At 73.5% G+C, this 21,945-nt stretch carries 19 protein-coding genes; 7 read left to right on the top strand and 12 right to left on the bottom strand.

From position 1 onward, the window contains the following. The 5 genes from AB0J69_RS48820 to AB0J69_RS48800 form a co-directional block, all read right to left on the bottom strand. Positions 1–2,782, bottom strand: a 2,782-nt coding sequence (locus AB0J69_RS48820) for a DUF5682 family protein (protein WP_364132744.1), incomplete at its 3' end; no start/stop codon positions are given. Then, positions 2,779–4,023, bottom strand: a complete 1,245-nt coding sequence (locus tag AB0J69_RS48815) for an AAA family ATPase (protein ID WP_364132743.1) — start codon at positions 4,021–4,023, stop codon at positions 2,779–2,781. The genes AB0J69_RS48820 and AB0J69_RS48815, both read right to left, overlap by 4 nt. Positions 4,024–4,054: 31 nt before the next feature. Next, positions 4,055–8,899 carry a DNA-binding protein gene (locus AB0J69_RS48810; RefSeq protein ID WP_364132741.1) on the bottom strand — a complete coding sequence of 1,615 codons (4,845 nt, stop codon included), beginning with the start codon at positions 8,897–8,899 and terminating at the stop codon, positions 4,055–4,057. After that, positions 8,896–9,750, bottom strand: coding sequence for a DUF4132 domain-containing protein (locus tag AB0J69_RS48805; protein WP_364132740.1), 855 nt, complete (start codon positions 9,748–9,750; stop codon positions 8,896–8,898). The genes AB0J69_RS48810 and AB0J69_RS48805 overlap by 4 nt, the downstream gene beginning before the upstream one ends. A gap of 127 nt (positions 9,751–9,877) precedes the next feature. Next, positions 9,878–10,330 carry a DUF2000 domain-containing protein gene (locus AB0J69_RS48800; protein ID WP_364132738.1) on the bottom strand — a complete coding sequence of 151 codons (453 nt, stop codon included), beginning with the start codon at positions 10,328–10,330 and terminating at the stop codon, positions 9,878–9,880. Positions 10,331–10,444: 114 nt separating this feature from the next. Between AB0J69_RS48800 and AB0J69_RS48795 the strand changes: the two genes are divergently transcribed. Next, positions 10,445–10,942 carry an Lrp/AsnC family transcriptional regulator gene (locus tag AB0J69_RS48795; RefSeq protein WP_364132736.1) on the top strand — a complete coding sequence of 166 codons (498 nt, stop codon included), beginning with the start codon at positions 10,445–10,447 and terminating at the stop codon, positions 10,940–10,942. Positions 10,943–11,158: 216 nt separating this feature from the next. On the opposite strand, the gene pip is transcribed toward AB0J69_RS48795, so the two are convergent. After that, entirely contained in the window at positions 11,159–12,109 is a 951-nt protein-coding gene (pip, locus tag AB0J69_RS48790; protein ID WP_364132735.1) for a prolyl aminopeptidase, read from the bottom strand. 157 nt (positions 12,110–12,266) lie between these two features. Further along, positions 12,267–12,410 carry a hypothetical protein gene (locus AB0J69_RS48785; protein WP_364132734.1) on the bottom strand — a complete coding sequence of 48 codons (144 nt, stop codon included), beginning with the start codon at positions 12,408–12,410 and terminating at the stop codon, positions 12,267–12,269. A 108-nt stretch (positions 12,411–12,518) separates the two neighbouring features. On the opposite strand from AB0J69_RS48785, the gene AB0J69_RS48780 reads away from it, so the two are divergent. Next, complete coding sequence (locus tag AB0J69_RS48780) at positions 12,519–13,394, top strand: hypothetical protein (protein WP_364132733.1); 876 nt, start codon at positions 12,519–12,521, stop codon at positions 13,392–13,394. Between the two features lie 224 nt (positions 13,395–13,618). Here AB0J69_RS48780 and AB0J69_RS48775 read toward each other — a convergent pair whose 3' ends face one another. Both AB0J69_RS48775 and AB0J69_RS48770 read right to left on the bottom strand, forming a co-directional pair. Beyond that, the gene (locus AB0J69_RS48775) at positions 13,619–14,080 is read right to left on the bottom strand and encodes an NUDIX domain-containing protein (protein WP_364132731.1); all 462 of its coding nucleotides are present in this window, start codon (positions 14,078–14,080) and stop codon (positions 13,619–13,621) included. Between the two features lie 22 nt (positions 14,081–14,102). Next, positions 14,103–14,492: a RidA family protein gene (locus AB0J69_RS48770; RefSeq protein ID WP_364132729.1), complete on the bottom strand. Its 390-nt coding sequence runs from the start codon at positions 14,490–14,492 to the stop codon at positions 14,103–14,105. A gap of 72 nt (positions 14,493–14,564) precedes the next feature. On the opposite strand from AB0J69_RS48770, the gene AB0J69_RS48765 reads away from it, so the two are divergent. After that, the gene (locus AB0J69_RS48765; RefSeq protein WP_364132727.1) at positions 14,565–15,464 is read left to right on the top strand and encodes a LysR family transcriptional regulator; all 900 of its coding nucleotides are present in this window, start codon (positions 14,565–14,567) and stop codon (positions 15,462–15,464) included. Between the two features lie 4 nt (positions 15,465–15,468). On the opposite strand, the gene AB0J69_RS48760 is transcribed toward AB0J69_RS48765, so the two are convergent. Next, complete coding sequence (locus AB0J69_RS48760) at positions 15,469–15,741, bottom strand: hypothetical protein (RefSeq protein ID WP_364132725.1); 273 nt, start codon at positions 15,739–15,741, stop codon at positions 15,469–15,471. Between the two features lie 86 nt (positions 15,742–15,827). On the opposite strand from AB0J69_RS48760, the gene AB0J69_RS48755 reads away from it, so the two are divergent. After that, positions 15,828–16,478, top strand: coding sequence for a TetR family transcriptional regulator (locus AB0J69_RS48755; RefSeq protein ID WP_364132723.1), 651 nt, complete (start codon positions 15,828–15,830; stop codon positions 16,476–16,478). Here the strand turns inward: AB0J69_RS48755 and AB0J69_RS48750 are convergent. Next, positions 16,418–17,629, bottom strand: a complete 1,212-nt coding sequence (locus AB0J69_RS48750; RefSeq protein WP_364132721.1) for a cytochrome P450 — start codon at positions 17,627–17,629, stop codon at positions 16,418–16,420. The genes AB0J69_RS48755 and AB0J69_RS48750 overlap by 61 nt on opposite strands. 140 nt (positions 17,630–17,769) lie before the next feature. On the opposite strand from AB0J69_RS48750, the gene AB0J69_RS48745 reads away from it, so the two are divergent. Then, complete coding sequence (locus tag AB0J69_RS48745) at positions 17,770–18,255, top strand: GNAT family N-acetyltransferase (RefSeq protein ID WP_364132719.1); 486 nt, start codon at positions 17,770–17,772, stop codon at positions 18,253–18,255. On the opposite strand, the gene AB0J69_RS48740 is transcribed toward AB0J69_RS48745, so the two are convergent. Further along, the gene (locus AB0J69_RS48740; RefSeq protein WP_364132717.1) at positions 18,256–18,510 is read right to left on the bottom strand and encodes a hypothetical protein; all 255 of its coding nucleotides are present in this window, start codon (positions 18,508–18,510) and stop codon (positions 18,256–18,258) included. A gap of 50 nt (positions 18,511–18,560) precedes the next feature. Between AB0J69_RS48740 and AB0J69_RS48735 the strand changes: the two genes are divergently transcribed. Further along, positions 18,561–19,817 carry an MFS transporter gene (locus AB0J69_RS48735; protein WP_364132715.1) on the top strand — a complete coding sequence of 419 codons (1,257 nt, stop codon included), beginning with the start codon at positions 18,561–18,563 and terminating at the stop codon, positions 19,815–19,817. Between the two features lie 242 nt (positions 19,818–20,059). After that, the gene (locus tag AB0J69_RS48730; RefSeq protein ID WP_364132713.1) at positions 20,060–21,889 is read left to right on the top strand and encodes a rhamnogalacturonan lyase; all 1,830 of its coding nucleotides are present in this window, start codon (positions 20,060–20,062) and stop codon (positions 21,887–21,889) included. Positions 21,890–21,945 lie beyond the last annotated feature (56 nt).

The raw sequence follows: 21,945 nt of genomic DNA, 5'->3' as shown, positions 1-21,945 counted from the left end.
GGGCGTACGCCCGCGCCCTCGACGGCAGCCGCTCCGACTCCCGCCCGAGCAGCAACCGCCACCGATCCCCCGGCGCCAGCCGCCGCGCGTCATCGGCCCGCGCCGATGGGGCGGACACCGGATCCGCGATCTCGGCGGCCGAGGTCTCCGGCGCACCGGAGCCGGACAGCCCCAGCGAGCGCAGGACGGCCAGTCCGGCGGAGTCTGCGGCCGTCCACAGGCCGATCAGCTCGGGGGGCGCGGCCAGCGCCAGGTCGAGCCGGTCGCCGAGCCGTTCGGACACGGTGTCCAGCAGCCGCGTGCGCGCAGCGGGAGCGAGCGTGTCGAAGCCGCCGCGCAACGCGGGCAGCCGGTCGAGGAACTGCTGGTCGGCGAGGTCGTCGATGCGGTCCATGAGCGGGCCGAGAGCCGCCGGGGCGGACTCGAGGAGCGGGCCGGCCGCCGTCAGCACGCCGGTCAGCAGGCGGCTCAGCCGGCGGCGGCCCTCAGGACCGGTGGCGTTGTCGATCCAGCCGGCCGCGCGGGCGCCGAGCGTGTCGGCGCCGTCGAGGTCGAGCAGGACCCGGGCGGCCAGCGCCGCGCCCTGCATGAGCGGCGCCGCCGTCCGCGCGAGCTCGCCCAGCGCGTCGTTCATCCGCAGCCCCAGCCGCTCCTCACCGACCCGGGTGGCGAGCGCGACCAGCGCGAACGCGTCCTCGGGCAGGTCACTGCCCGCCAGGCCCGGCAGTGCGCGCACCGCGGCCTCGAGCAGCGTGCCGGCCAGCTCGGCGGCCTGTCCGCGGCCCTCCGGCGTGGTGCCGGGCAGGTGCTCGCGGCGCAGCGCCTCCAGCAGGTCGAGAGCGTCGAGCAGCTCGGCGAGCGTGGCGGTGGCGGGCAGCGCGACAGCCGCGTCGGCGAGCCGGTCCGCGACCAGCTCGGGCAGGTCGCACCGGGCCGCCGCGCGGAGGCCGTCGAGAATCAGCCGGCAGGTGGGCCCGCCCTCCGCGGACTCTCTCCGGTACGCCTCCCGCAACGTGCCGGCCGCGGCCTGTTCCAGGGTCACACCGCGTACGCCCGCCAGGTCCAGCAGCGCCGGGACCGCCGGTGTCCAGGAGAGGCGCCACCTGGTGCCGAGCGCGGCGGCGTCCCCCGTCCCGGCCACGTCGACCGGCTCGCCGTACGGGACGCCGCAGACCTGCAGCCGCTGCAGCAGGACCTCGCGGCGCGCGTCGAGGTCGGAGCGGAGCGGGTCGAGGCGCACTTCCCGCCGGTCCGGGTTGTCCGGGCCGGGCAGCCGCAGCGCGGCCAGCTCGGCTTCGACCGCCGGCCCGAGCCCGGAACGCGGGGTGCCCGGGGCGGTACGGCCGCGTACCGTACCGACGAGGACGGTCTCGAGCGCCTGCGCGAGTGCCCGGCCACGGCCGAGCGGCTCGCCCTGCCCGAGCACCGTCGTCACCGCTTCCAGCAACTCCCCCCGCCCGGGAGCGGGCAGACCGCGCAACCGCGCCAGGTCGCAGGCCAGGCGCAGCGTCTCGACGGCCTCCCCGGTGCCTGCGGTATGACCGGCGGCACGCATCTCCCGGCACAGGTCGGTGATCGCCCGCGCGGCACCGTCCCGCACCCGCTCCGGATCCCCTCCGGCCTCGAACACCGCCTGCTGCCACCGGGGATCCCGGATGCCCGCGGGGTATCCGGAACGGGAATCGAGCAGGTCGAAGGCGTAGGGAACGAGCGAGGTGACGGGCCGCTCCCCGGGGCCCGCGCTGACCGGTCCAGCGGCCGATCCCCGCTCCGCAGCGCCGTCGCCGACCAGGGCGGGGGCGTGGAAGGCACCGACCACGGCCGCGACCCGGCGCCCGCCGGCGGCGGCCTCGGCGAGGACGCGGCGCATGTGTGCTTCACGCGCCAGGTCCCGGGCGGGCACGCCACCCGCCGCCTCGGCATCCCGCCTCAGCGCCCATCCGACGCCGAGCGCGGCCCGGCGCACGGCTTCCGGCTCGCATCCGGGCGCCAGCACCTCGACGGCCCGATCCCACATGTCGTCGCCTTCACGCCCGGTCGCGGAGTCCGCCAGCGCCTCAGCGAACGCCCGCCGCCGCCCCCCGACCGCACCGGCAGACCCACGCCCCGAATCCGAGGCCCGGTCCAGATGCAGGGCGCGGTCCGGATCCAGGGCGCCGTCCGAATCCAGGGCGCCGTCCGGATGCGGGACCCGGTCCAGGTCCGCGTCCGGGGCCGAGCGCGGGCTCGGGTCTGGGGCCGGGCTCGGGTCTGGGGTGTGCCAGCCTGCGTCGGACAGCGGCAGGTCGCAGCACAACACCTCCGCCCCACGCTTCCAGGCCCACCGGATGGCCACCAGCTCCGGCGAGAAGTCCGCGAACGGGTAGAACCCGAGCCCGCCCGCCCCACCGGCCCCCGCCAGCGCGACCGGTGCCTGGGTCGCCGGGTCGGCGAGGTGTTCCAGCCACGGCTGGAAGTCCACCGGCAGCTCGACGCACACCACCTCGGCGTCCGCCGCGTCCAGCAGCGCGGGCAGGACCGCCGCCAGGGCGGGGCTGTGGTGCCGGACACCCAGCAGGTACGGCCGCCGCGCCCCGGCCAGCTCGGCCACCACCCGCCGAGGATCGCCGAGAGAGCCGTCCACCCCCCGGAGCTCCCCAGGCGAGCCGTCCACCCCCCGGAGCTCCCCAGGCGAGCCGTCCACCCCCCGGAGCTCCCCAGGCGAGCCGTCCACCTCCCGGAGCTCCCCAGGCGAGCCGTCCACCTCCCGGAGCTCCCCGGGAGAGTCGTTCTTCGGGCTCAACGGAGGTTCTCCCGCAGGTCCCACAGACGGCGCCACATCGCGGCGCCGTCCTCGGCGCGGCGGCGCACCGGTCCGTCCCAGTAGCCGAGCAACCGCCCGTGATCAGCCGGATCGTCCTTGCGCACGACGCCCAGCAGGTGCCCGGGCACCAGGTCGAGCACGTCGCCCGCGGGCAGGTACGCGGCCGCCACCCCCAGCGAGGCGGCCACCTGCACCGCCTCCGCCGTGGACATCACCGTGCCGGGCCGCTCGACGTCCCAGCCCTCGTCCGACCGCCCGGAACGCAGGTCGCGGAAGACGGTGACCAGCGCCTCCAGCACCGCGTCGTCCACCCCGAACGCCGCTCCCGCCCGGTGCACCACCGCCGTCGCCTGCCGGCGCACCAGCGCCGTCTCCGCCGCCGCGTCCACGATGGGCCCGACGGTCTCGAAGTTGAAGCGCCGCTTCAGGGCGGCCGACATCTCCGACACCCCGCGGTCCCGGAGGTTGGCCGTGGCGATCACGGTGAAGCCGGGCGCCGCCGCCACCTGGGCGTCCTCGCTCCCGGACAGCTCGGGCACGCTGACCCGCCGGTCGGACAGGATCGACACCAGGGCGTCCTGCACCTCGGGCAGGCAGCGGGTGATCTCCTCGACCCTGGCCACGCGGCCGGATCGCATGGCGGTGAGCACCGGGGAGTCCACCAGCGCCGCCCGGCTCGGGCCCTGGGCCAGCAGCAGGGCGTAGTTCCAGCCGTAGCGGAAGGCGTCCTCGGTCGTGCCCGCGGTGCCTTGTACGGTGAGCGCGCTGGTGCCGCACACAGCAGCGGCCAGCAGCTCCGACAGCATCGACTTGGCCGTGCCGGGCTCGCCGACGAGCAGCAGCCCGCGCTCTCCGGCGAGCGTCACCACGCACCGCTCCACGAGCGCCCGCTCCCCGACGAACTTGGCCTCCACCTTCATCCGCGCCGGGACACCGCCACTCTCGGGAACCCCCGCCGCGGCGCCGCCGCCTTCCGGAGCTGCGCCGCTCCCGTCCGCCGAGGCCGCGGCGCCGCCCCGCCGGTCCTTCGGCAGTTCCAGCGACTGGTCGCCGCTGCCGCAGATGAACGTCACCACCGCGCGCGGCGTCAACCGCCACCCCGGCGGCCGGGGCCCGTCGTCGTAGGCGGCGAGGAAGGCCAGCTCGGCCGAGTGCCGCTCCTCGGCCGGGAGCACCTGTCGGGCCGGGGCGCCCGCCACCTGGTCTTGAGTCATGGTCATGGGAGAGAAGTCCTTAAGGGGTGATGGGGGTTCAGCGGCGCCGGGCGCCACGTCCGACCTTGAGCTCCTCGAACCGGGGCAGGTCGCCGTCACGCACCCGCCGCCACGCCGTGGCGTAAAGAGCGGCGGCGGGCTCGATCGGCACCAGCGGCGCGCCGGGGCACTGCTGGAACATGGCGAGCTTCCACAGCTCCACGGGCAGGCTGGGAGCGGTGAGCTCGGCCCAGCCGCCGGGCAGGAACAGCCCGCGCCCCGCCCGGCTCCGCCCGGCCGCCACGACGAGGTCGGTCTCGGCCAGCTCGGCGCGGGCGGCCTTGAGCCGGGCGGGCTTCCATCCGGTCCACCTGGCGACGTTGCGGTCGGTCGGGTCGGGCATCGCCAGCAACATCAGGTAGACGGCCGCCGCGTCCCCGCCCAACCCATGGGTGGCGGCCACCTCGGCGACCAGGTCGGGCACGGATCGCGTGGGGTCCTGCGGCCACCACAGGCCCTCGGCGTCCCGCGATCCCGACACGGGGTCACCGGGGTCGGTGAGGAGAGCGGCGAAGCGCGGGTCGCGCGCCACGCGCAGGGCGACCTCCGCGGGGAACGGCGCCTCGGCCCCCAGCAGGGCCCGCAGGTAGGGGTCGCCCTCGTCGTACAGGGCGACGCTGATGCCCGGCGCGGGCCGGTCGTCGTAGGTGGACAGCACGAGGCAGCCGTAGCGGACGTATTGGTCGGTGGTCTCGCTCGGGGCCCCCGCGACCTTGCGGAAGGAGGGCAGGTCGATGTAGCGGTCGAGGTCGAGCAGCAGCTCGGGGTGGGCCAGCCGCTCGCGGACCGCGGCCAGCGCGCCGGGCAGCGCGGCCCTGATGGGGTCGCCCGCCGGCAGCCGGTGGGCCAGCCACGCCGCCGCGGGCACGATCACGCGGAGCGTGGCCGCGGTGAACCCCGTGTGCTTCCGCTTCGCCTGCTCCACCCGGTCGTCGCGGACCTTCCAGGCCAGGTCCCGGCTCAGCTCGGGGGCGGCGGCCGGATCGATGAGGGCGCGCACCGCCTGGCCGGCGTCCCCGCCGGTCCTGAGCGCGCGGGTCGCCTCCCCGAGCAGCCATTCGGGCACGGCCACCTGCGGGCCGACCTTCGCGTTCCACACCTCGGCCGCGGCGGCCACGTGGGGGCCGTCCGTCCACAGCCTGGCGGGGTCGGCGGGCAGCAGGGCCGCGACGATCGCCCACCGTACGGAGTGGTCGAGCTTCTGGAGCTCGTCCTTGGCGACGGCGGCGTCGGCCAGCTTCACGTCGAGCAGCGTGCGCTCCTCCTTGGTGAGGAAGCCCCGCTCGTACGCGTCCACCCGCGGCAACCCGGCCACCACGAGCTTGGCGGTGGTCAGGGAGACACCGGTCAGCCGGGCGAACTCCGCGGCCGCCTCCGGCCGCCACGGCGCGGGCCCGCGCTCGTCCAGCTCGGCGAGGAACGCCCGCACCCAGCCCGCCGGCCGGTCCCCGCCGAGGGGGACGGAAGACTCCACGATGTAGGGCTCGGGCACCTGGAACTCGCTGGCCGGGTCGTGGAACAGGGCCGTCCAGGTGGTGGCCGAGGTGCCGTGGTGCAGCACGTTCACGAAGGCGATGAACGCCCCGCCGCCCAGCGGCAGCAGCCCTAGCCAGCTGCCGTTGCGCCAGCTGCCGTCGGGCCTGGCCACGTGCCGCTGCGCGAGGCGCAGCGACATCCGGCGCCACCGGGCGGGCTCGGCGGAGACGGGCAGCCCGCGCTCGTGCAGTTCGCCGAGGAGCACGCGCAGCGCGACCCGGCCGCCGGCGCCGGTCGTCGCGGAGGCGGCCCGGAAGGCCACGGCGCCGGGGTGGTCGAGCGCGTGATCCCAGCGCAGCCCGGTGCCGGGCAGCTCGGGCAGGTCGAGGTGCAGCCGGCCCATCCTGGACGGCAGGGTGTCCGGGGCCGACAACGCCTGGCCGAGGAGCCGGATCTGGCGGACCGCGCCGGCCGCGTCCTGGGCCCGCCAGTATTGGTTGCCGGAGCCGCCCAGCCCGCTCAGCGCCGTTTCGATGACGTCGTCCTCGGGCCCGGCGGGCTCCTGCGGCCCGTGGTCGCCGGCCAGTGTCTCGGCGAGCCTGGTCACGATCTCGCGCAGCGACTCCTGCTGCCGGGCGGCGAAGCCGGCGATCCCGGCGATGCCCGCCACCAGCCCGTCATGGGTCACCCCGGGCAGCAGCGCGCGGATCTGCGCGGGCAGGTCGTCGCCGTCGGACTCGGCCGCCTTCAGCAGCGCGGCCGCGGTGTCCCGGTCGATCCGGCGCAGCACGGCCGACCCCTCGGGATCGCGGGGCTCCAGGTGGTTCCAGTAACGCGCGGGCGGCAGGATGATCGTCCCCATGCCGAACGGGCCGGGCGCCGCGTCCGTCTTGACCGTCGCGGTGACCACCCCGTCGGGATCGACGAGGAGCAGCCGGTAGCTCCCCTGTACGACGGCGCACGCGCGCTCGGCACCGGGGAACCGCACGGCCAGGATCGGCGAGTCGTAGCCGGGCGGCACGGTGACCGTGAGCCCGGCGGTGTCCTCGCCCCGCCTGGAGCCGTCGGGCAGGCTCACCACGCGCCACCCGAGCAGCCCGCCCACCGGCGTGCCGATGGGGGTGGCCCGGTCGGAGGGGGCGGGCAGCAGCCAGCCGCCGCGGAACGAGCTGCCGGCCGGGGCCGTGCTCAGCGCGTCGGCGAAGAACCCGGGCAGGACCTTGCGCCCTTCCTGCCCGGTGGCGGGGTCGAACTCGTACCAGCCGGAGGTGTCGTGGTCGGATCCGTCCCACGACCACACCCAGTAGGAGGAGCCGTCGGTGAGCACCGCGCGCTCGTCGGGGACGGCCGTGTCGCCCCGGTGCAGCACGCCGTGGCCGGTCGTCCGCCCGCCGCCGGGCAGGGCCAGGGTGGCGGGCTCGTTGCCGCGGTACCAGTCGAGCTTCGTGCCCCGCGCCGAGCCCTCTCCCAGCGGCTGGAGCCGGTCGGGAGCGGTGTGCCAGTAGCCGCGCAGGCCGCGGTCGAGCTGCCGGGACTGCCAGTAGACGAGCAGCTCGCCGTCCACGTAGTGGAAGCCGGGCTCGCCCCACGAGTCCGCGGCCGGGACGCGCAGGTCGTGGGTGAGCGCGGTGCCCTCGGCGCCGAGCACGCGCACCTGGGAGGCCCCGGCGACGATCAGGTGCGGCCAGGCGTCGGCGACCACCAGGTCGTCGACGTCCTTGCGGGGGACGAGGCTCGCGGCCGCCTCCTCCCAGGCCGGCCAGCCCAGCTCGTCGATCAGCCCGGCCCGCAGCGTGCGGACGAGCGCCTGCGCGATGTCGGCGGTGGCCGCCGCGCGTACGTCGTCCTCGGCCAGGGCGAGCGCCTCGCCGGGCAGCCAGGCCAGTCGCCGCATGGCGTCGGGCAGGTCGGGCAGCCCGGCGGCCGACGACCGTCGCGCCACCTCGCGCGTCCACTCCGCGAGCATCGGTCGGCCGCCGGGCGAGGCGGCCAGCAGCCGGATGGCCCGCCGGCCGTTGTCGTTGTCGCCGAAGCCGTCGGCGGCCCGCCGGAAGGCGGCGTGGAACCGGCCGTCGGCCTCCAGGGCGACCAGGTCGCGCCGCTCATCGCCGTGCGCCCAGTGCTCGAGCCACAGCGTGGCGCGCTCCTCCGGGTCGGCCACCGCAACGCCGAGGGCGAGCAGCAGGTCGAGCACATCCACCTCGTACGGCGCCGCCACCGGCGGCCCGTCCTCCTCGAGAAGCCGCGGGGCCAGCCGCTCGATGAGCGCGTGGAGGGCGGGCATGCGCGGCGGCAGCCCCCAGGCGTGGTTGCGAGCCGCCATGAACCTCGCCAGCCAGCCCTTGACGCCGTCGCGCGGCCGGATCCGCCCGGCGGCCAGGTCGTCGGCGGCGCCGGACGCCTCGACGATCCCCAGCCACACCCCGGCCAGCTCGTGGTCCCTGGACTCGGGCATGAGGTCGAGGAGCGCCGCGCGTACGGACGCGTCCTGCCTGCCCAGCGCCGCGATGGCGGCGGCGTGGGAGCGCCACCAGCCGGTGGGCGCCCGCAGGGTGGCCGGCAGGACGAGCAGCTCCGCCAGGTAGGCCTGCTCGGCGGCGTCGGCGTCGGTGCCGGCGGCCCGCGCGAGCTTGCGCAGGTCCTGCGCCATCTGCGACGACGGCGGCATGCCACCGGCGGTCCGCCGCAGGCACAGCCGGCTGAACCGGCGCAGCGCCTCGTCGGCGGGCAGCCGCCCGGCCAGGTCCTTCGCGTATCCGGACAGCGCCTTGACCGGCAGCGCCCCGGCCAGCGCGAACTCCAGGAACACGGCGTCGAGCCGGTCCTCGTCGACCTCGATGCCGTGCTGCGCCTCGGCCCTGCGGGCGTGGGTGAAGAGCTGGCCGGCGTAGGTGGCGTTCTCCACGCCGATGAACACCCGCCCGGCCTGCTCGTAGAAGGTGGGCAGGAAGTGCGGGACGGAGGTGGCGAGCCGGCGGGCGAGCGCGTGGTAGGCGTCGAGCGCCGTCTTGGGCTTGGACTTGGCCTGCCTGGCGGCGCGTTCGAGCTCGGGCACGATGGCCAGGGCGTGGTGGCCGTCCTCGGGGTGGCGTACGAGCACCCACTCGGGGAAGCCGAGCGAGCGCCGGCTGCCGAGCCCGACGACGGCGGGCTCCCCCTCGGGCTCCAGGCCGAGGAACCCGGCCGCCAGGTCCTCGGCGGGCCGCAGCTCCTCGGCGACCAGCCGGACGACCACCCGGTCGTCCAGCCCGGGATGGCGGTAGGCGCGGGCCACCAGCGGCACCGCCCGGTCGCCCGCCCCCTCGGTGCCGGGCGGCAGCACGGCGCCGGCCTTCAGCAACTCCTCGGGTGACTGCGTCTCGCTCACTGGCTCTCCTCCACCTGTCGCCCGGCGTGGAGCGCCGCGGCCATCCGCATCCCCTCGGACCACGCGACCGGCCCGACCTCGGCCGCCGGCAACGACCTGCCCTCCTGGTCGTGCCAGGTGAGGTTGCCGGTGCGCACCTCGTCCTCCCAGTACGGCTCCCCGATCCACACGGCCGCCTCCGCGAACCGACCGGCGTCGCGCACCCGGCACGTGGCGTAGCCCCCGGACACCCGGTAGCCCAGCTGAGTGGCCCGGGCGGCCAGCCCGAACCTGGAGGCGTATTTGCCGCCGGCGAACTCCGCCACCTCCCTCCCGGTCACCTCGGCGGGCTTGCGCCAGATGGCCCGGTGGATCTGCTCGACCTTCTGCGTCAGGCCCAGCTCCGCGGCGAACTCCCGCAGGTCGTCGAGGTCGGGCAGCAGCACGGGATGTGGCAGCGTCACCGTCTCCGGGGACAGCCGCACGGTCTCACCGTCGAGGTTGACCATCCGCAGCTCGCCGGAGCCGGTGGCGTCGCGCAGGAACCCGACCTCGTCCGGGTCGTCGCCGACCACGGCCAGGTCGCGCAGCGCCACCTGCCACGCCTCGTCCTGCCAGACGCGGGCGAGCAGCCCGGTCGGGACCGGCAGCGACGACACCATCCAGGTGTCGACCTGGGCGACGCACGCCGCGGCGTGCCGGTCGAGCCACTCCGCCAACCGGCGCAGCCGGTCCACCTCGGGGTGCTCGCGCAGGGCCTTGGGCAGCGACTTGAGCTGCCGCCCCGCCGCGCGGCCGGAGGTGGGCCGCGCGGCCACCCGGCCATCCATGAGGGCGACCTCATATCCGTCGCCCGCAGCCAGCCAACCCAAAGCGCCCGCCTTTCGTGGTCGTGGAACGCCACGGCTTCCGCCGCCGCGATGCGCGGAACGTTAGCGGCTGCGACCGACAAAGGACCGGCCCGTAGATCACGATCTTGCGGCGGGCTCATGAAGATCGCTAGCGCAGCAGCGGAAGCCTCCCGGTGAGCCGCTCGACCAGTGCCCGCGGGCCGAAAAGGCTGACCGCGTAGTAGGACGGCTGCTCCGTACGCGCGAGCTCGGCCAGGTAGTCGTCATAGACGTTGGCGCGCTGGGCGATGGTGGCCATGTCGGAGACCATCAGGTCGGGCTCGGCGGCGGCTTCGTTCCTGATCCGCGCGACGATCGCGGCCGGGGCGCCCAGCACCGTGCAGCCCGTCCACGGCAGCCCGGCGTGCGCGAGCCCGGAGGCGTCCACTCCGCCCGAGCCGACGATGGCCGGGACGGCGACCCCGACGGACGCGGCCAGGCAGGCGGCGGCGTTCGCCTGCAGGCCCCGGGGCAGGTCGCGGTCGATCACGATCGCCCATTTGACCGCGAGCTCCTTGGTGGGCAGATCGGTACGGCGTTCGAGCTCGTCGAGCACGCTCATGCAAGGGTCCCTTCTCCGAAGTTCACCCTGAAGGTTCACACCGTTCCCGTCATTCCTACAAAACAAAAGCGCCGATTCCGAAGAAAATTCGGAGACCTGCGAGAAGATGCGTACATGGACGAACTTGATACGGCCATCCTCGCCGAGCTGCAGCGCGACGGCCGCCAGACCAACCGCGAGCTGGCCGAGCACCTCGGCATCGCACCCTCGACCTGCCTGGAACGGGTGCGCTCACTGCGGTCGGCCGGCGTGATCGAGGGCTTCCACGCCGAGGTCAACCTCGACGCGATCGGCCGTCCCGTGCAGGCGCTGATCAACGTGCGCCTGCACCCAAAGATCCGCGAGGCCGTCGAGGGCTTCCGCGACTACGTCGCCGCCCTGCCGGAGACGCTGGCCGTCTTCGTCGTGTCGGGCGGTGACGACTTCATCATCCAGGTGGGCGTGCGCGACGCGAGCCACCTGCGCGACTTCGTGCTCGACCACGTCGCGCGGCACCGCAACATCGCCGACGTGCGCACGTCGCTGGTCTACGACCACATCCGCAAGACGTCGGTCGAGGTGCTCCCGCCCGAGCGCCCCTCCCGCCGGCGCACCGGCGGCCGCAAAGGCTAAATAGGTGGTGTCCGAATGGCCGGCGAAGTACTGTTACGGCAGGTCAGCGAGCGGACAAGGCATGGCGATGCCGTCGGCGGCGCCTCGCCGCGCCCTGTCCGCCCGCCGGCCTGCGAACCCGCGGCTCACCCCCGTACGGCATCGACCGACGGCGAGCGGTGGTCACCAGGGGCACCGTCCGAACCCCCAGATGATCGCGAGCCGCGGGTTCCTCCCTCACCGGTCGGCGAACTCGTCGATGGCCGACCTGATGGCCTGCACGAACGTCTGGCTGCCGGTGTGCCCGGAGTCCTCCACCACGGCCAGCTCGGCGTCCGGCCAGGCCTGGGCCAGCTCCCACGCCGTCTTCAGCGGGCCGCCCATGTCGAGGCGGCCGTGGATCAGCCTGCCGGGGATGCCGGCCAGCCGTCCCGCCTCGCGCAGCAGCACGCCCTCCTCCAGGAAGGCGCCGTTGGAGAAGTAGTGCGCGCAGATCCGGGTCATCGCCATGATGGCGTCGTCGGGACGGTCGCTGTAGGCGTTGGGCTGGCCGTTGCTCTCCAGCGAGATCACCGCGTCCTCCCAGGTGATCCAGTCGCGGGCGGCCTTCTCGCGGACCTTCTGGTCGGGATCGGACAGCAGCCGCCCGTACGCTGCCAAGAGGTCGCCGTCGCGGTCCGCCTCGGGCACGCCCTGCCTGAACCGCTCCCACTCCTCGGGGAAGAACCGCCCGACGCCCCGGTAGAGCCAGTCGATCTCGGAGCGGCGCGTCATCGTGACGGCCGGGATGATGATCTCCGTCACCCGCTCGGGATGGGTCTCGGCGTAGGCCAGGATCAGCGTCGACCCCCACGACCCGCCGTACAGCAGCCACTTGTCGATGCCGAGATGCTCCCGCAGCCGCTCCATGTCGGCGATCAGGTGGTGGGTGGTGTTGCCGGTCAGGTCGGTGGCGGGGTCGGCGGCGTGCGGGCGGCTGCGGCCGCAGTTGCGCTGGTCGAACAGGACGGTACGGAACCGCTCGGGATCGAAGGTGCGGCGCGCGTTGACCGAGCACCCCGATCCGGGTCCGCCGTGCACGATGAGCGCGGGCTTGCCGTCCGGATTGCCGCAGACCTCCCAGTAGATGAGGTTGCCGTCACCGGTGTCGAGCATGCCGTGCTCGTAGGGTTCGATCGGGGGACGCAAAGGGGCTCCTCTCCAGCAATGTAACAGCGCTGCAATATTAGCCGGAGTCGCTGGGCCCACTTGAGCTCCCGGTCTCCCACTGCGTGCCGTACACCTGCGGCCTCCCCTCCGCCACGCGCACCCGGTCCACCAGGAAGGCCAGGCCGGAGGGGCCGCATCAGCTCCAGACCGCGCCGCCGCACTCCAGCATCCGGAGCAGCTCGGCGCGCAGTCCCGGGTTCGTGGGCGGGTCGTCGGCGCAGGCCGTGAGCGGTATCGGCGCGGCGATGAGCGCGCCCAGGAAGGACTTTCCCGGCAGCATGGCGCCTACCAGTAAAGAGGGCTAGATCCAACAATGAAGTAATTGAACCACTACTAAGGGTACTGATCGCAGCGATAACCTGATCATCACCCTTGGGGAGCATCAATCATGTACAGGCATGCCGTTGCCGCATTCACCGCGACCACCGCCGTCCTGCTGGCCGGCGCCGGGGTCGCGAACGCGGAGACCGAGACCGCGGCCGACACCGCGCCGTGCAGGAACTACGACGGCATCAGCATCTACGTGTCGCCGCCTCCGCGGGTGGCGGGGAGCGTCACCGCCGACGACATCAGGGGGCTCATGGACTCGCTCGTCGCCGGCACCTCCCTCGAGAGGTTCTTCTCGCCGCCGCTGAGCCAGCCGTCCGTATCGGGTTTCCTGGCTCCGTACTCGGCCGCGGGCCGGTACGCCGCCCCGAGCCCGGCCCCGTCGCCCGCCCCCAGCCTGTCGCCGTCGATCACCTCCGGCCCGGTCACACCCACCCCCGTCACACCCACCCCCGTCGCCCCGAGCCCCGTCACGCCCGCCCCGGCCTCCCCAAGCCCTGCCACCCCCAGCCCGTCCGCGTCCAGCCCGTCCACAACCGGCCTCTCGGCCGCCGACGCGGCCGATGTGTCCCGCGTCTCGCCGGCGCGACTCATGCTGGAAGACCTCGTCGGCAAGGCGCTGGAGTGCATCCGGATCACGGCGTCCCCCGGCACGGTGGTGCGGTCCACTTCCGTGCTCGACGCCTCCTCCGTCGCGAAGCTCACCGACGCGCTCATCATCAGGCACCGGGCCGCCTGCGCCCCGTCCACCAGCCCGTCGGCAGCCCCGCCCAGCCCGGCGACGCTGCTGGGGGCACTCGGCGTGCCACAACTGCTGGACGCGCTGGTCGCCCACCCCGCCACCTGCGCGTACACCGCGCCGTACACCGCGCCCGCCGGCGCGCTCCTGGACTCCCTCGGCGTCACGGACCTGCTCCACGACCTTGCGGGCGACTGACCTCGAGCCCGCGAGATGCCTGGACGCACTTTGTCGGACCGGCCTGGCACGCCGGCCACTGCCATCGCCGCCGTCTCCGTCGAAGGGGTCCCGCATGAGCACGTGCAGCGCGTTCAGGGCCGTGCCCGCGGGAGGGCAGAGGTTGTCCGACCGTCCGGGGGAGTCCTACCTCCTGGCCGTGTGGCGCCCTGGGCGCCGGACAGGCGGGCCCTGTCTGGGGACGGTCACAGGGGTTCGGGCAGGTGGCCCCGGCGCAGGCGCTGGTCGAGCTCCCACAGCGCCGTCCTGTCGTCGTCGTAGCGCAGGATCGCGTGGGCGGCCTCGTACGCCAGCCAGCGCACCTCGCGGTGTTCCGCCGACAGCACGATCTCGCCCGCGCCCGTGACGTCCATGGCGAAGAAGTGCTTCGGCACGATGTAGACGTCCGCCGGCCAGTGGCGTGCGGCGGCGAAGCACGCCTTCTCCACGCCGCCGACCATGTCCAGCCGGCGCAACGGGGCGGTGCCCGGCAGGCCGGTCTCCTCGGAGCACTCGCGGCGGGCGGCGGTCACCAGGTCCTCGCCGTCCTCCACCCCGCCGCCCACGCCCTGCCAGTGGCCGTCGTCGGACCGCCGGAAGACGGCGAATTCGGGCCGGCCCGCCGCGAAGCGGTAGACCAGCACCGTCACGTTGTAAGGCTGACGCACAAGAGGATCGTAGCCGCGGGTCTCAGGCGGCGGAGCGGCGCGCGTACACCTCGATCTCGATCTTCATCCGCGGATCGGCGAGGCCGCACATGAGCATGGTCGCGGCCGGCCGCACCTCGCCGAAGCATTCCCGCAGGACGGGCCAGCAGGGTTCGAAGTCGGCGCGGTCCGGCAGGAGGTAGCGCACGCGTACGACGTCGCCGAAGCCGCACCCGGCCTCCGCCAGGGCCGAGCCGATGTTGCGCAGGCACTGCGCGGCCTGCTCCACCACGTCGTCGGAGATCGTCATCGTCGAGTAGTCGAAGCCGGTCGTCCCCGAGACGTGCACCCAGTCGCCGTCCACCACGGCCCGGGCGTATCCGATCTGCTCCTCGAACCTGGAGCCGCTGAGGATCGCGCGTCGCTCTGTCATGCGCGAAGGCTACGGTGACCAGCACAGATACGTCTAATAGCGCCCGAACCATGAACTGATATCTCTAGAGGTATGGACCGCCCGGAACTCCCCCTCCCGCAACTGCACGCCTTCCTCGTGCTCGCCGAGGAGCTGCACTTCGGCCACGCCGCCGACCGCCTGGGCATCGCGCAACCGCCGCTGAGCCAGCAGATCCGCCGCCTCGAGAGCAAGGTCGGTCATGCGCTGTTCAGCCGCGCGCCGGGCCGGATCGAGCTCACCCCGGCGGGCCGGGAGCTGCTGCCCGCCGCCCGCCGGGCGCTCGCCGAGCTGGAAGGCGGGCTGGCGGCGGCCCGCGCGGCGGGCAGCGGCCGGGCGGGCCGGATCCGGCTCGGGTTCGCCGCCTCGCTGGCGCTCACGATCCTGCCGGTCCTGCTGAACACCTACCGGGAGCGCTTTCCCGGCGTGCGCATCGAGATCCACGAGATGACCACGGCACCGCAGCTCGCCGCCCTGCACGACCGGCGGATCGACGTCGGCCTGCTGCGGGAGCCGCCGGACGACGAGCCGGGGCTGGGATTCGCGACCGTGCTGAGCGAGCCGTTCGTGGCCGTGCTGCCCGCCGGCCACCCGCTGGCGGCGGGGCGTACGGTGCAGATCGCCCAGCTGGCCGGCTCGCCTTTCGTGCTGCTGCCGCGCGCCCACGGGCCCCGGCTGCACGACCGGATCGTCGGGATGTGCGAGGCGGCCGGGTTCACGCCGGAGATCGCGCAGCACGCGGTCGAGTGGCAGACCGTGTGCGCGCTGGTCGAGGCGGGTCTCGGCGTCTCGCTGGCGCCCGCGAGCATCAGGCGGATCCGGCTCAAGGGGGTCGCCTTCCGCCGGGTGGCGCCCGCCGGCGTACGGACGAGCGTGGCCGCGGCCTGGCGCGCGGACGACGCGAACCCCCTCGTCGCCCGGCTGGTGGAGACGGTCGATCAGGGAGCGCCCTGAGGGGTCACCGGGGGATCAGCACGGTGGCCTGGTTGCTCCCGGGCACCACCCCGGCCCGCCGGTGCGCCTCCTTGAGCGCGTCGGAGGCGAAATGCCGTCGCATCGCCTGCGCGTCCGCGCACTCGAACAGCACCACGGCCTCCTCGGGCCGCTCCGCGTCGACGGTGACCAGGACGGTACGCATCCCCGCGGCCTCCCTGGCGCTCGCCAGCCCGTCGAACGCCTCCCGCCACGTGTCGTAGTCGGCGAACCGCTGCCTGATGAGCAGGTACTCCATGGCCGTGCTCCTTATCTCATCGGTGTTGAGTTAAACGGTAGCCAAGAGGACGACAAAACTCAACACCGATGAGTTAGTCTGGATCCGTGACCGAGCAACCGAAACGGGCCGGGGGCCGCCGGCCGGGCGCGACGCGCACGCGTGCCGAGATCCTGCAGGCCGCCCAGGAGAGCTTCGCCGAAAGCGGCTACACCGGCACCACGATCCGCGGCGTGGCCCGGGCCGCGGGCGTCGATCCCGCACTGGTGCTGCAGTTCTTCGGCAGCAAGGACGGGCTGTTCGACGCCGCGCTGCGCGCCGACCCGCCCGTCGGCGACCTGGCCGAGCTCGCCGGCCAGGGCGAGCTGTCCGAGCTCGGGGCCCGCCTCGCCCGCCGCTACCTGGAGCTGTGGGAGGACCCGCGCACCGGCCCCAGGATGCTGGCGGTGATCAGGGCCGCCACCGCGTCGCCCAGCGCGTCCGCCATGGTCACGTCGTTCATGACGGACGCGGTGATGTTGCCCCTGGCCCGTGCCGTGCAGGCGGACGAGCCCGAGTTGCGCGCCGCCCTCACGGGCGCCTATCTGTTCGGCGTGGCGACGGCCCGCTACGTGCTCCGCATCGAGCCTCTGGCCTCACTCGACACGGAGAGCGCCGTCGCCAGCCTGGCGCCGGTCGTCCAGCACCACCTCACCGGTCAGCTCCGGAGCACCACCGGCAGCTCCGTCGGCCCCTCCGTGATGAACGACGAGGTGTAGGGGACCTGGTCCTCGCCGAGCGCCAGGCGCAGCCCGGGGAACCGGCCGAACAACGACGACAGCGCGATCCGCATCTCGAGCCTGGCCAGCGGCGCGCCCAGGCAGAAGTGCGGGCCGCGGCCGAAGCCGAGGTGCCCGTCCGGCTCGCGCGAGATGTCGAACCGCTCGGCGTCCCCGCCGAACCTGGCCGGGTCCGTGCCCGCCCCGCTGAGCCCGACCATGATCGGCTGGCCGGCCGGGATCGTTGTCCCGGCCACCCGCACGTCCTCGATCGGATAGCGGAACAGGACGCCGACCACCGAGTTGCGGCTGCGCAACGCCTCCTCGACCACCTGGTCCCAGGCGTCCTCCTTCTGCGCCACGGCGAGTTGCGCGGGGTCGGCGCACAGGGCGACGACCGTGTTGGCGATCAGGTGCACGGTCGTCTCGTGGCCGGCGATCAGCACCAGCCACAGGATCCACAACATCTCCTCGTCGGACAGCCGATCACCGTCGTCCTCCTGCACCCGGATGAGGCCGGTGGTGAGGTCGTCGCCCGGTTCGGCGCGCCTGCGCTCGATGAACCTGCCCAGGTACCCGAGCAGTTCCCCCGCGGCCGTGGCGGCCTCTTCCGGGGTGCTGACGTTCGACAGCAGCACGTTGGTCCATTCGCGGATCCGGTACCGCTCGTCCTCGGGCACGCCGAACAGCTCGCAGATCACCGCGATGGGCAGCGGCTCGCCGAAGTGCCGTACGAGGTCCACCACGTCGCCCTCGTCCGCCAGCCGGTCGAGCAGCTCGTCGGTGATCTCCTGGATGCGCGGGGCCATGCCCGCCACGCGGGCGGGGGTGAAGGCCCGGTTGATGAGGCCGCGCAGGCGGCGGTGATCCGCGCCGTCCTTGGTCAGGAGGTGGTCGCCCTGGATGACCTGGCGAATGGGCCAGTCGGGCGGGATGGTGCCGTCGTGCAGCGCGGGGAAGTTCAGGGGGTTCTTGCTGTAGAGCGTCCCGTCGTTGGTGAGCACCTCGTTCACCGTCTCGTACGAGGTCACCATCCAGGCGTTGACCTTGCCCGGCAGCTCGATGGGCACGACCGGCCCGCTCTCGTCCCTGAACCGGCGGATTGTCTCGGACGTGCGTTCACCAGGCACCGGCATCTGCAGAGGATCCATAAGAACTCTCCGTGTAGGAAGTACTTCCCAGAGTCCCCTGCGCCCCGGCCGGGGCCAAGGTCGCTTCGTGTCACCGCGCAGCCGCCAACACCTGCCGACCCCGCCACCTTGGGGCCACAGGTTGGCCCTATCGTGGCCGGGTGACCACCATCGAGACGCCGCTCCTGGTCCTGCTCCCCCTGCGCCCGGAGCACGCCGCCGAGATGGCCGCCGTGCTCGCCGACCCCGCCCTGCACGAGTTCACCGGTGGTGCCCCGCTCACCGAGCGGGAGCTGCGTACCCGCTACGAGCGGCTGGCCGCCGGGCCGCCCGGCTGGCGCAACTGGGTGATCTGGCTGCGCGAGGAGGAACGGCTGGCCGGCTACGTACAGGCTACGATCGACGGCCGCACCGCCGAGGTGGCCTGGGTGATCGGCACGCCGTGGCAGGGCCGCGGCCTGGCCACCGCGGCCGCCAGGGCAATGATCGACCGGCTCATGGAGCAGGAGGTCGACACGGTGATCGCGCACATCCACCCCGGCCACGCGGCCTCGGCGGCCGTCGCCACCGCCGCCGGCCTGCACCCGACGGACCGCCGGGAGGACGGCGAGATCCGCTGGGAGCGCACCTCGGCCGGCCCCGCCTGACTATCGGGCCCGGCGTGCCCGGACGAGCCGCATGATCAGCCAGCACGCGACCGGATAGCCGACCAGGACCCAGCGTGCCACCTCCCACGCCTGCACGAAGTAGCCGATGCAGCCGGTGTAGTGGCCGCAGTGCCGGTCGTCCGCGAAGAACCGGGCCATGACCACGGCCCAGACGAAGGGGGCGACGAACATGGCGACCCCCGCCACGATCGCCAGGACGACGCGGTCGCCCGGCCTCTTCGTCTCCGAACTCACCTGCGAATCTTGACACGCGGGATGTCACCGCACCATAGGAAGATATCCGGATGATCACCCCCAGCCCGTTACGACGGTGGCTCTGGATGCTCTTCGCCTTCGCCACCTTCGCCCTTTCCGTCGACTTCCTGCGGGACGAGCTGTTCCTGGTCGGGAGCCCCGAGGTGGACCGCCGCGCCTGGGCCCAGCTGGAGGAGGTCGCGGCGCCTCTCGCGGCCATCCTGCTGGGGCTGCCGTTCGGGGTGCTCATCGACCGGGTACGCCGCCGCAACGTGCTGATCGCGATAGCCCTGCTCGGCACGGCGGCGCTCGCCTCGGTCGCGGCGGCCGACAGCGCGGGCCTGCTGGGCGTTCCGCAGCTCTTCACCGTGCTGATGGTGACGACGGCCCTCGGGGCGCTGGCGCCGATCGGCAGCGAGACCTACCTGCCGTCCGTGGTGGGCCGCGAGCGCCTGGTCACGGCGAACGCGCTGCTGTCCGTGTCGCCACCCCTCATCATGTTCGCCCTCGCGGCGGCGCTGTCCCTGGCCGACCATCTCGACGAGGCCGGGTTCCTGATCGTCGTCGGCGCGCTGATGGCGGTGGCGGCGCTGGCGTTCCGCGGGGTCGCCGCCGTCGAGGAGCCCCCGCCGCCCAGGACCGGCTTCTGGCGGGAGGCGGCGGAGGGCGTGCGTTTCACCGTACGCGAGCCGGCGCTGCGGGCGATCGCCGTGTACCTCGTCGTGTCGGAGCTGTTCGAGCAGGTCGCCCACGAGGTGCTGAACGAGACGCGGCAGGCGGCGGCAGCGGCGGGTGACCTGTCGATGGGCTACTTCTACTCCCTCATGTCCACGTTCTCGTCTTTCGCCTCGCTCCTCCTGGGAGCGCTGCTGGCCGTGCTGCTCCACCGCAGGCTCGCCCCCTTCCGCCTGGCCTGGGCGGCCCTGCTGGTGAGCCAGCCGTTCACCCTGCTGCTGGCGCTGTCCGGCACGGGCTGGGGTCAACTGTGGCACGCGTTCGGCACCTTCGTGCCGCGGACCGGGACGGTCATCGTCGCGATCCTGCTGATCAGCCACCGCCAGGCGATCACCCCCGACCGGCTGCTCGGCCGGGTCAGCGGCCTGCTGGTCGTCCTCGTCGCCCTGGCCGACAGGGCGGGAGAGCTGCTGGAGACGCCCGCCGAGTGGCTGGCCGGGATCGGCGGCCCGGCGCCCACGCCCCTGACCCTGCTCCCCGGTGCGGCCCTCGCCGCGGCGCTGGCCCTGGCCGCCGCCGTCCCCCTCATGCGCCGAGGAGCGAGCACTTACGTGAAGTCAAGCAGCGGGTAAAAGGGGCGCGGAAGACTCCTTGCGGATCAATTATCGCCAGGCTTTAATACGGCCTGGCGCCGCCCCAGGCACCCCTGACGCCGACGAGGAGCCCCTGTGACAATCCCCGCAGGTCGGCCGGAATTTTCCACCGGCCGCATTCTCCGCGCCGGCCTGTTAGCGCTATCACCTTCTCACCCCGCACCATGAAACTTTCTTTTTGCCCACCGGGAAAGCGCTTACCAGACGTGAAGGAACCCCCTATGCGCTTACATCTGGCCGCCGCGACCGCCGTCCTGGCCCTGGCCGCGACCACGATCGCCTCCGCCCCCGCCCAAGCCGCGCCACCCACGAAGCAGATGGAGGACCTGGACCGAGGGCTGATCAGCGTACGCTCCAGCTCCGGCAACCTGGTCTCCTGGAGGCTGCTCGGCACCGACCCCGACGGCGTCTCCTTCAACGTCTACCGGGGCTCGACCCGGGTGGCCTCGGGGCTCACCGCCGCCACCAACTACCTGGACAACGGCGCCGCCGCCGACGCCTCGTACACCGTGCGCGCGGTCGTCGGAGGGGCCGAGCAGGCCGCCTCCCCCGCCTCCCTCCGCTTCACCGGCGGGTCCTACCTGGACGTCCCCATCCAGCCGCCGTCGGGCGGCACCACCCCCGACGGGGTCGCCTACACCTACAGCGCGAACGACGCCAGTGTGGGCGACGTGGACGGCGACGGCCAGTACGAGATCATCCTGAAGTGGGACCCGTCCAACGCCAAGGACAACTCCCAGTCCGGCTACACCGGCAACGTGTTCGTCGACGCCTACCGGCTGAACGGCACCCGGCTGTGGCGCATCGACCTGGGCCGCAACATCCGCGCGGGCGCCCACTACACGCAGTTCCAGGTGTACGACTACGACGGCGACGGCCGGGCCGAGGTCGCGATGAAGACCGCCGACGGCACCAGGGACGGCGCCGGGACCTTGATCGGCAACTCCGGCGCCGACCACCGCAACTCCGGCGGCTACATCCTCAGCGGTCCCGAGTATCTGACCATGTTCAACGGCCTGACGGGCGCCGCGATGTCCACGGTCAACTACGACCCGCCACGCGGCACGGTCTCCTCGTGGGGCGACAACTACGGCAACCGCGTGGACCGCTTCCTGGCCGGGACGGCGTACCTGGACGGCGAACGCCCCTCGCTCATCATGGCCCGCGGCTACTACACCCGCAGCGTCATCGCCGCCTGGGACTTCCGCAACGGCACGCTCACCAAGCGGTGGACGTTCGACAGCAACTCGGCGGGCTCGCAGTACGCCGGGCAGGGCAGCCACAGCCTGTCCGTCGGCGACGTCGACCAGGACGGCCGCGACGAGATCGTGTACGGCGCGATGGCCGTGAACGACAACGGCACCGGCATGTGGAGCACCCGCACCGGCCACGGGGACGCCCAGCACCTGGGCGACTTCGACCCGGCCCGGGCCGGCCTGGAGTACTTCAAGGTCAGCGAGTCCACCTCCCAGCCCGGCTCGCTCTACGTCGACCCGCGCAACGGCTCGATCCTCTGGTCCACCCCGTCCGGCTCCGACAACGGGCGCGGCGTGGCCGGGGACATCTCGACGGTCAGGGTCGCCGGTGAGTTCTGGTCGGCCGCCGACGCCAACCTGCGCAGCGTCACCGGCAACACCGCGGGCCGCAAGCCGTCCTCGGTCAACTTCCTCATCTGGTGGGACGCCGACCCGGTCAGGGAGTTGCTCGACCAGACCAGGATCGACAAGTACGGCACCAGCTCCGACACCCGCCTGCTGACCGCCTCGGGCGTGCACTCCAACAACGGCACCAAGGCGACCCCGTCACTGTCGGCCGACCTGTTCGGCGACTGGCGCGAGGAGGTCGTCTGGCCCACCTCGGACAACCGCGCCCTGCGTATCCATTCCACGACGACCCCGACTGACCGGCGCATCTACACCCTGATGCACGACCCCCTCTACCGCGTGTCCGTGGCCTGGCAGAACACCGCCTACAACCAGCCGCCGCACACGGGCTTCTTCCTCGGCGACCGCATGGCCACCCCGCCGAGGCCGGACATCTACGTGCGCTGATCCCGGCTCGGCACGTTTGAGACCGCGGAGCGCCCGGCCGGCCGCCGCCGGGCCTC

Source organism: Nonomuraea sp. NPDC049709 (assembly GCF_040674815.1).
GTDB lineage: Bacteria > Actinomycetota > Actinomycetes > Streptosporangiales > Streptosporangiaceae > Nonomuraea.
The sequence above is the reverse complement of the archived record's forward strand: the minus strand, read 5'-3'. Positions and strand labels throughout refer to the sequence as shown.

What these genes read in the sequence shown, in the direction of transcription:
- AB0J69_RS48815 (WP_364132743.1), bottom strand. Translation starts at nt 4,023, where the DNA reads ATGACCATGACTCAAGACCAGGTGGCGGGCGCCCCGGCCCGACAGGTG.
- AB0J69_RS48800 (WP_364132738.1), bottom strand. Translation starts at nt 10,330, where the DNA reads ATGAGCGTGCTCGACGAGCTCGAACGCCGTACCGATCTGCCCACCAAG.
- AB0J69_RS48795 (WP_364132736.1), top strand. Translation starts at nt 10,445, where the DNA reads ATGGACGAACTTGATACGGCCATCCTCGCCGAGCTGCAGCGCGACGGC.
- AB0J69_RS48785 (WP_364132734.1), bottom strand. Translation starts at nt 12,410, where the DNA reads ATGCTGCCGGGAAAGTCCTTCCTGGGCGCGCTCATCGCCGCGCCGATA.
- AB0J69_RS48780 (WP_364132733.1), top strand. Translation starts at nt 12,519, where the DNA reads ATGTACAGGCATGCCGTTGCCGCATTCACCGCGACCACCGCCGTCCTG.
- AB0J69_RS48770 (WP_364132729.1), bottom strand. Translation starts at nt 14,492, where the DNA reads ATGACAGAGCGACGCGCGATCCTCAGCGGCTCCAGGTTCGAGGAGCAG.
- AB0J69_RS48765 (WP_364132727.1), top strand. Translation starts at nt 14,565, where the DNA reads ATGGACCGCCCGGAACTCCCCCTCCCGCAACTGCACGCCTTCCTCGTG.
- AB0J69_RS48760 (WP_364132725.1), bottom strand. Translation starts at nt 15,741, where the DNA reads ATGGAGTACCTGCTCATCAGGCAGCGGTTCGCCGACTACGACACGTGG.
- AB0J69_RS48750 (WP_364132721.1), bottom strand. Translation starts at nt 17,629, where the DNA reads ATGGATCCTCTGCAGATGCCGGTGCCTGGTGAACGCACGTCCGAGACA.
- AB0J69_RS48735 (WP_364132715.1), top strand. Translation starts at nt 18,561, where the DNA reads ATGATCACCCCCAGCCCGTTACGACGGTGGCTCTGGATGCTCTTCGCC.
- AB0J69_RS48730 (WP_364132713.1), top strand. Translation starts at nt 20,060, where the DNA reads ATGCGCTTACATCTGGCCGCCGCGACCGCCGTCCTGGCCCTGGCCGCG.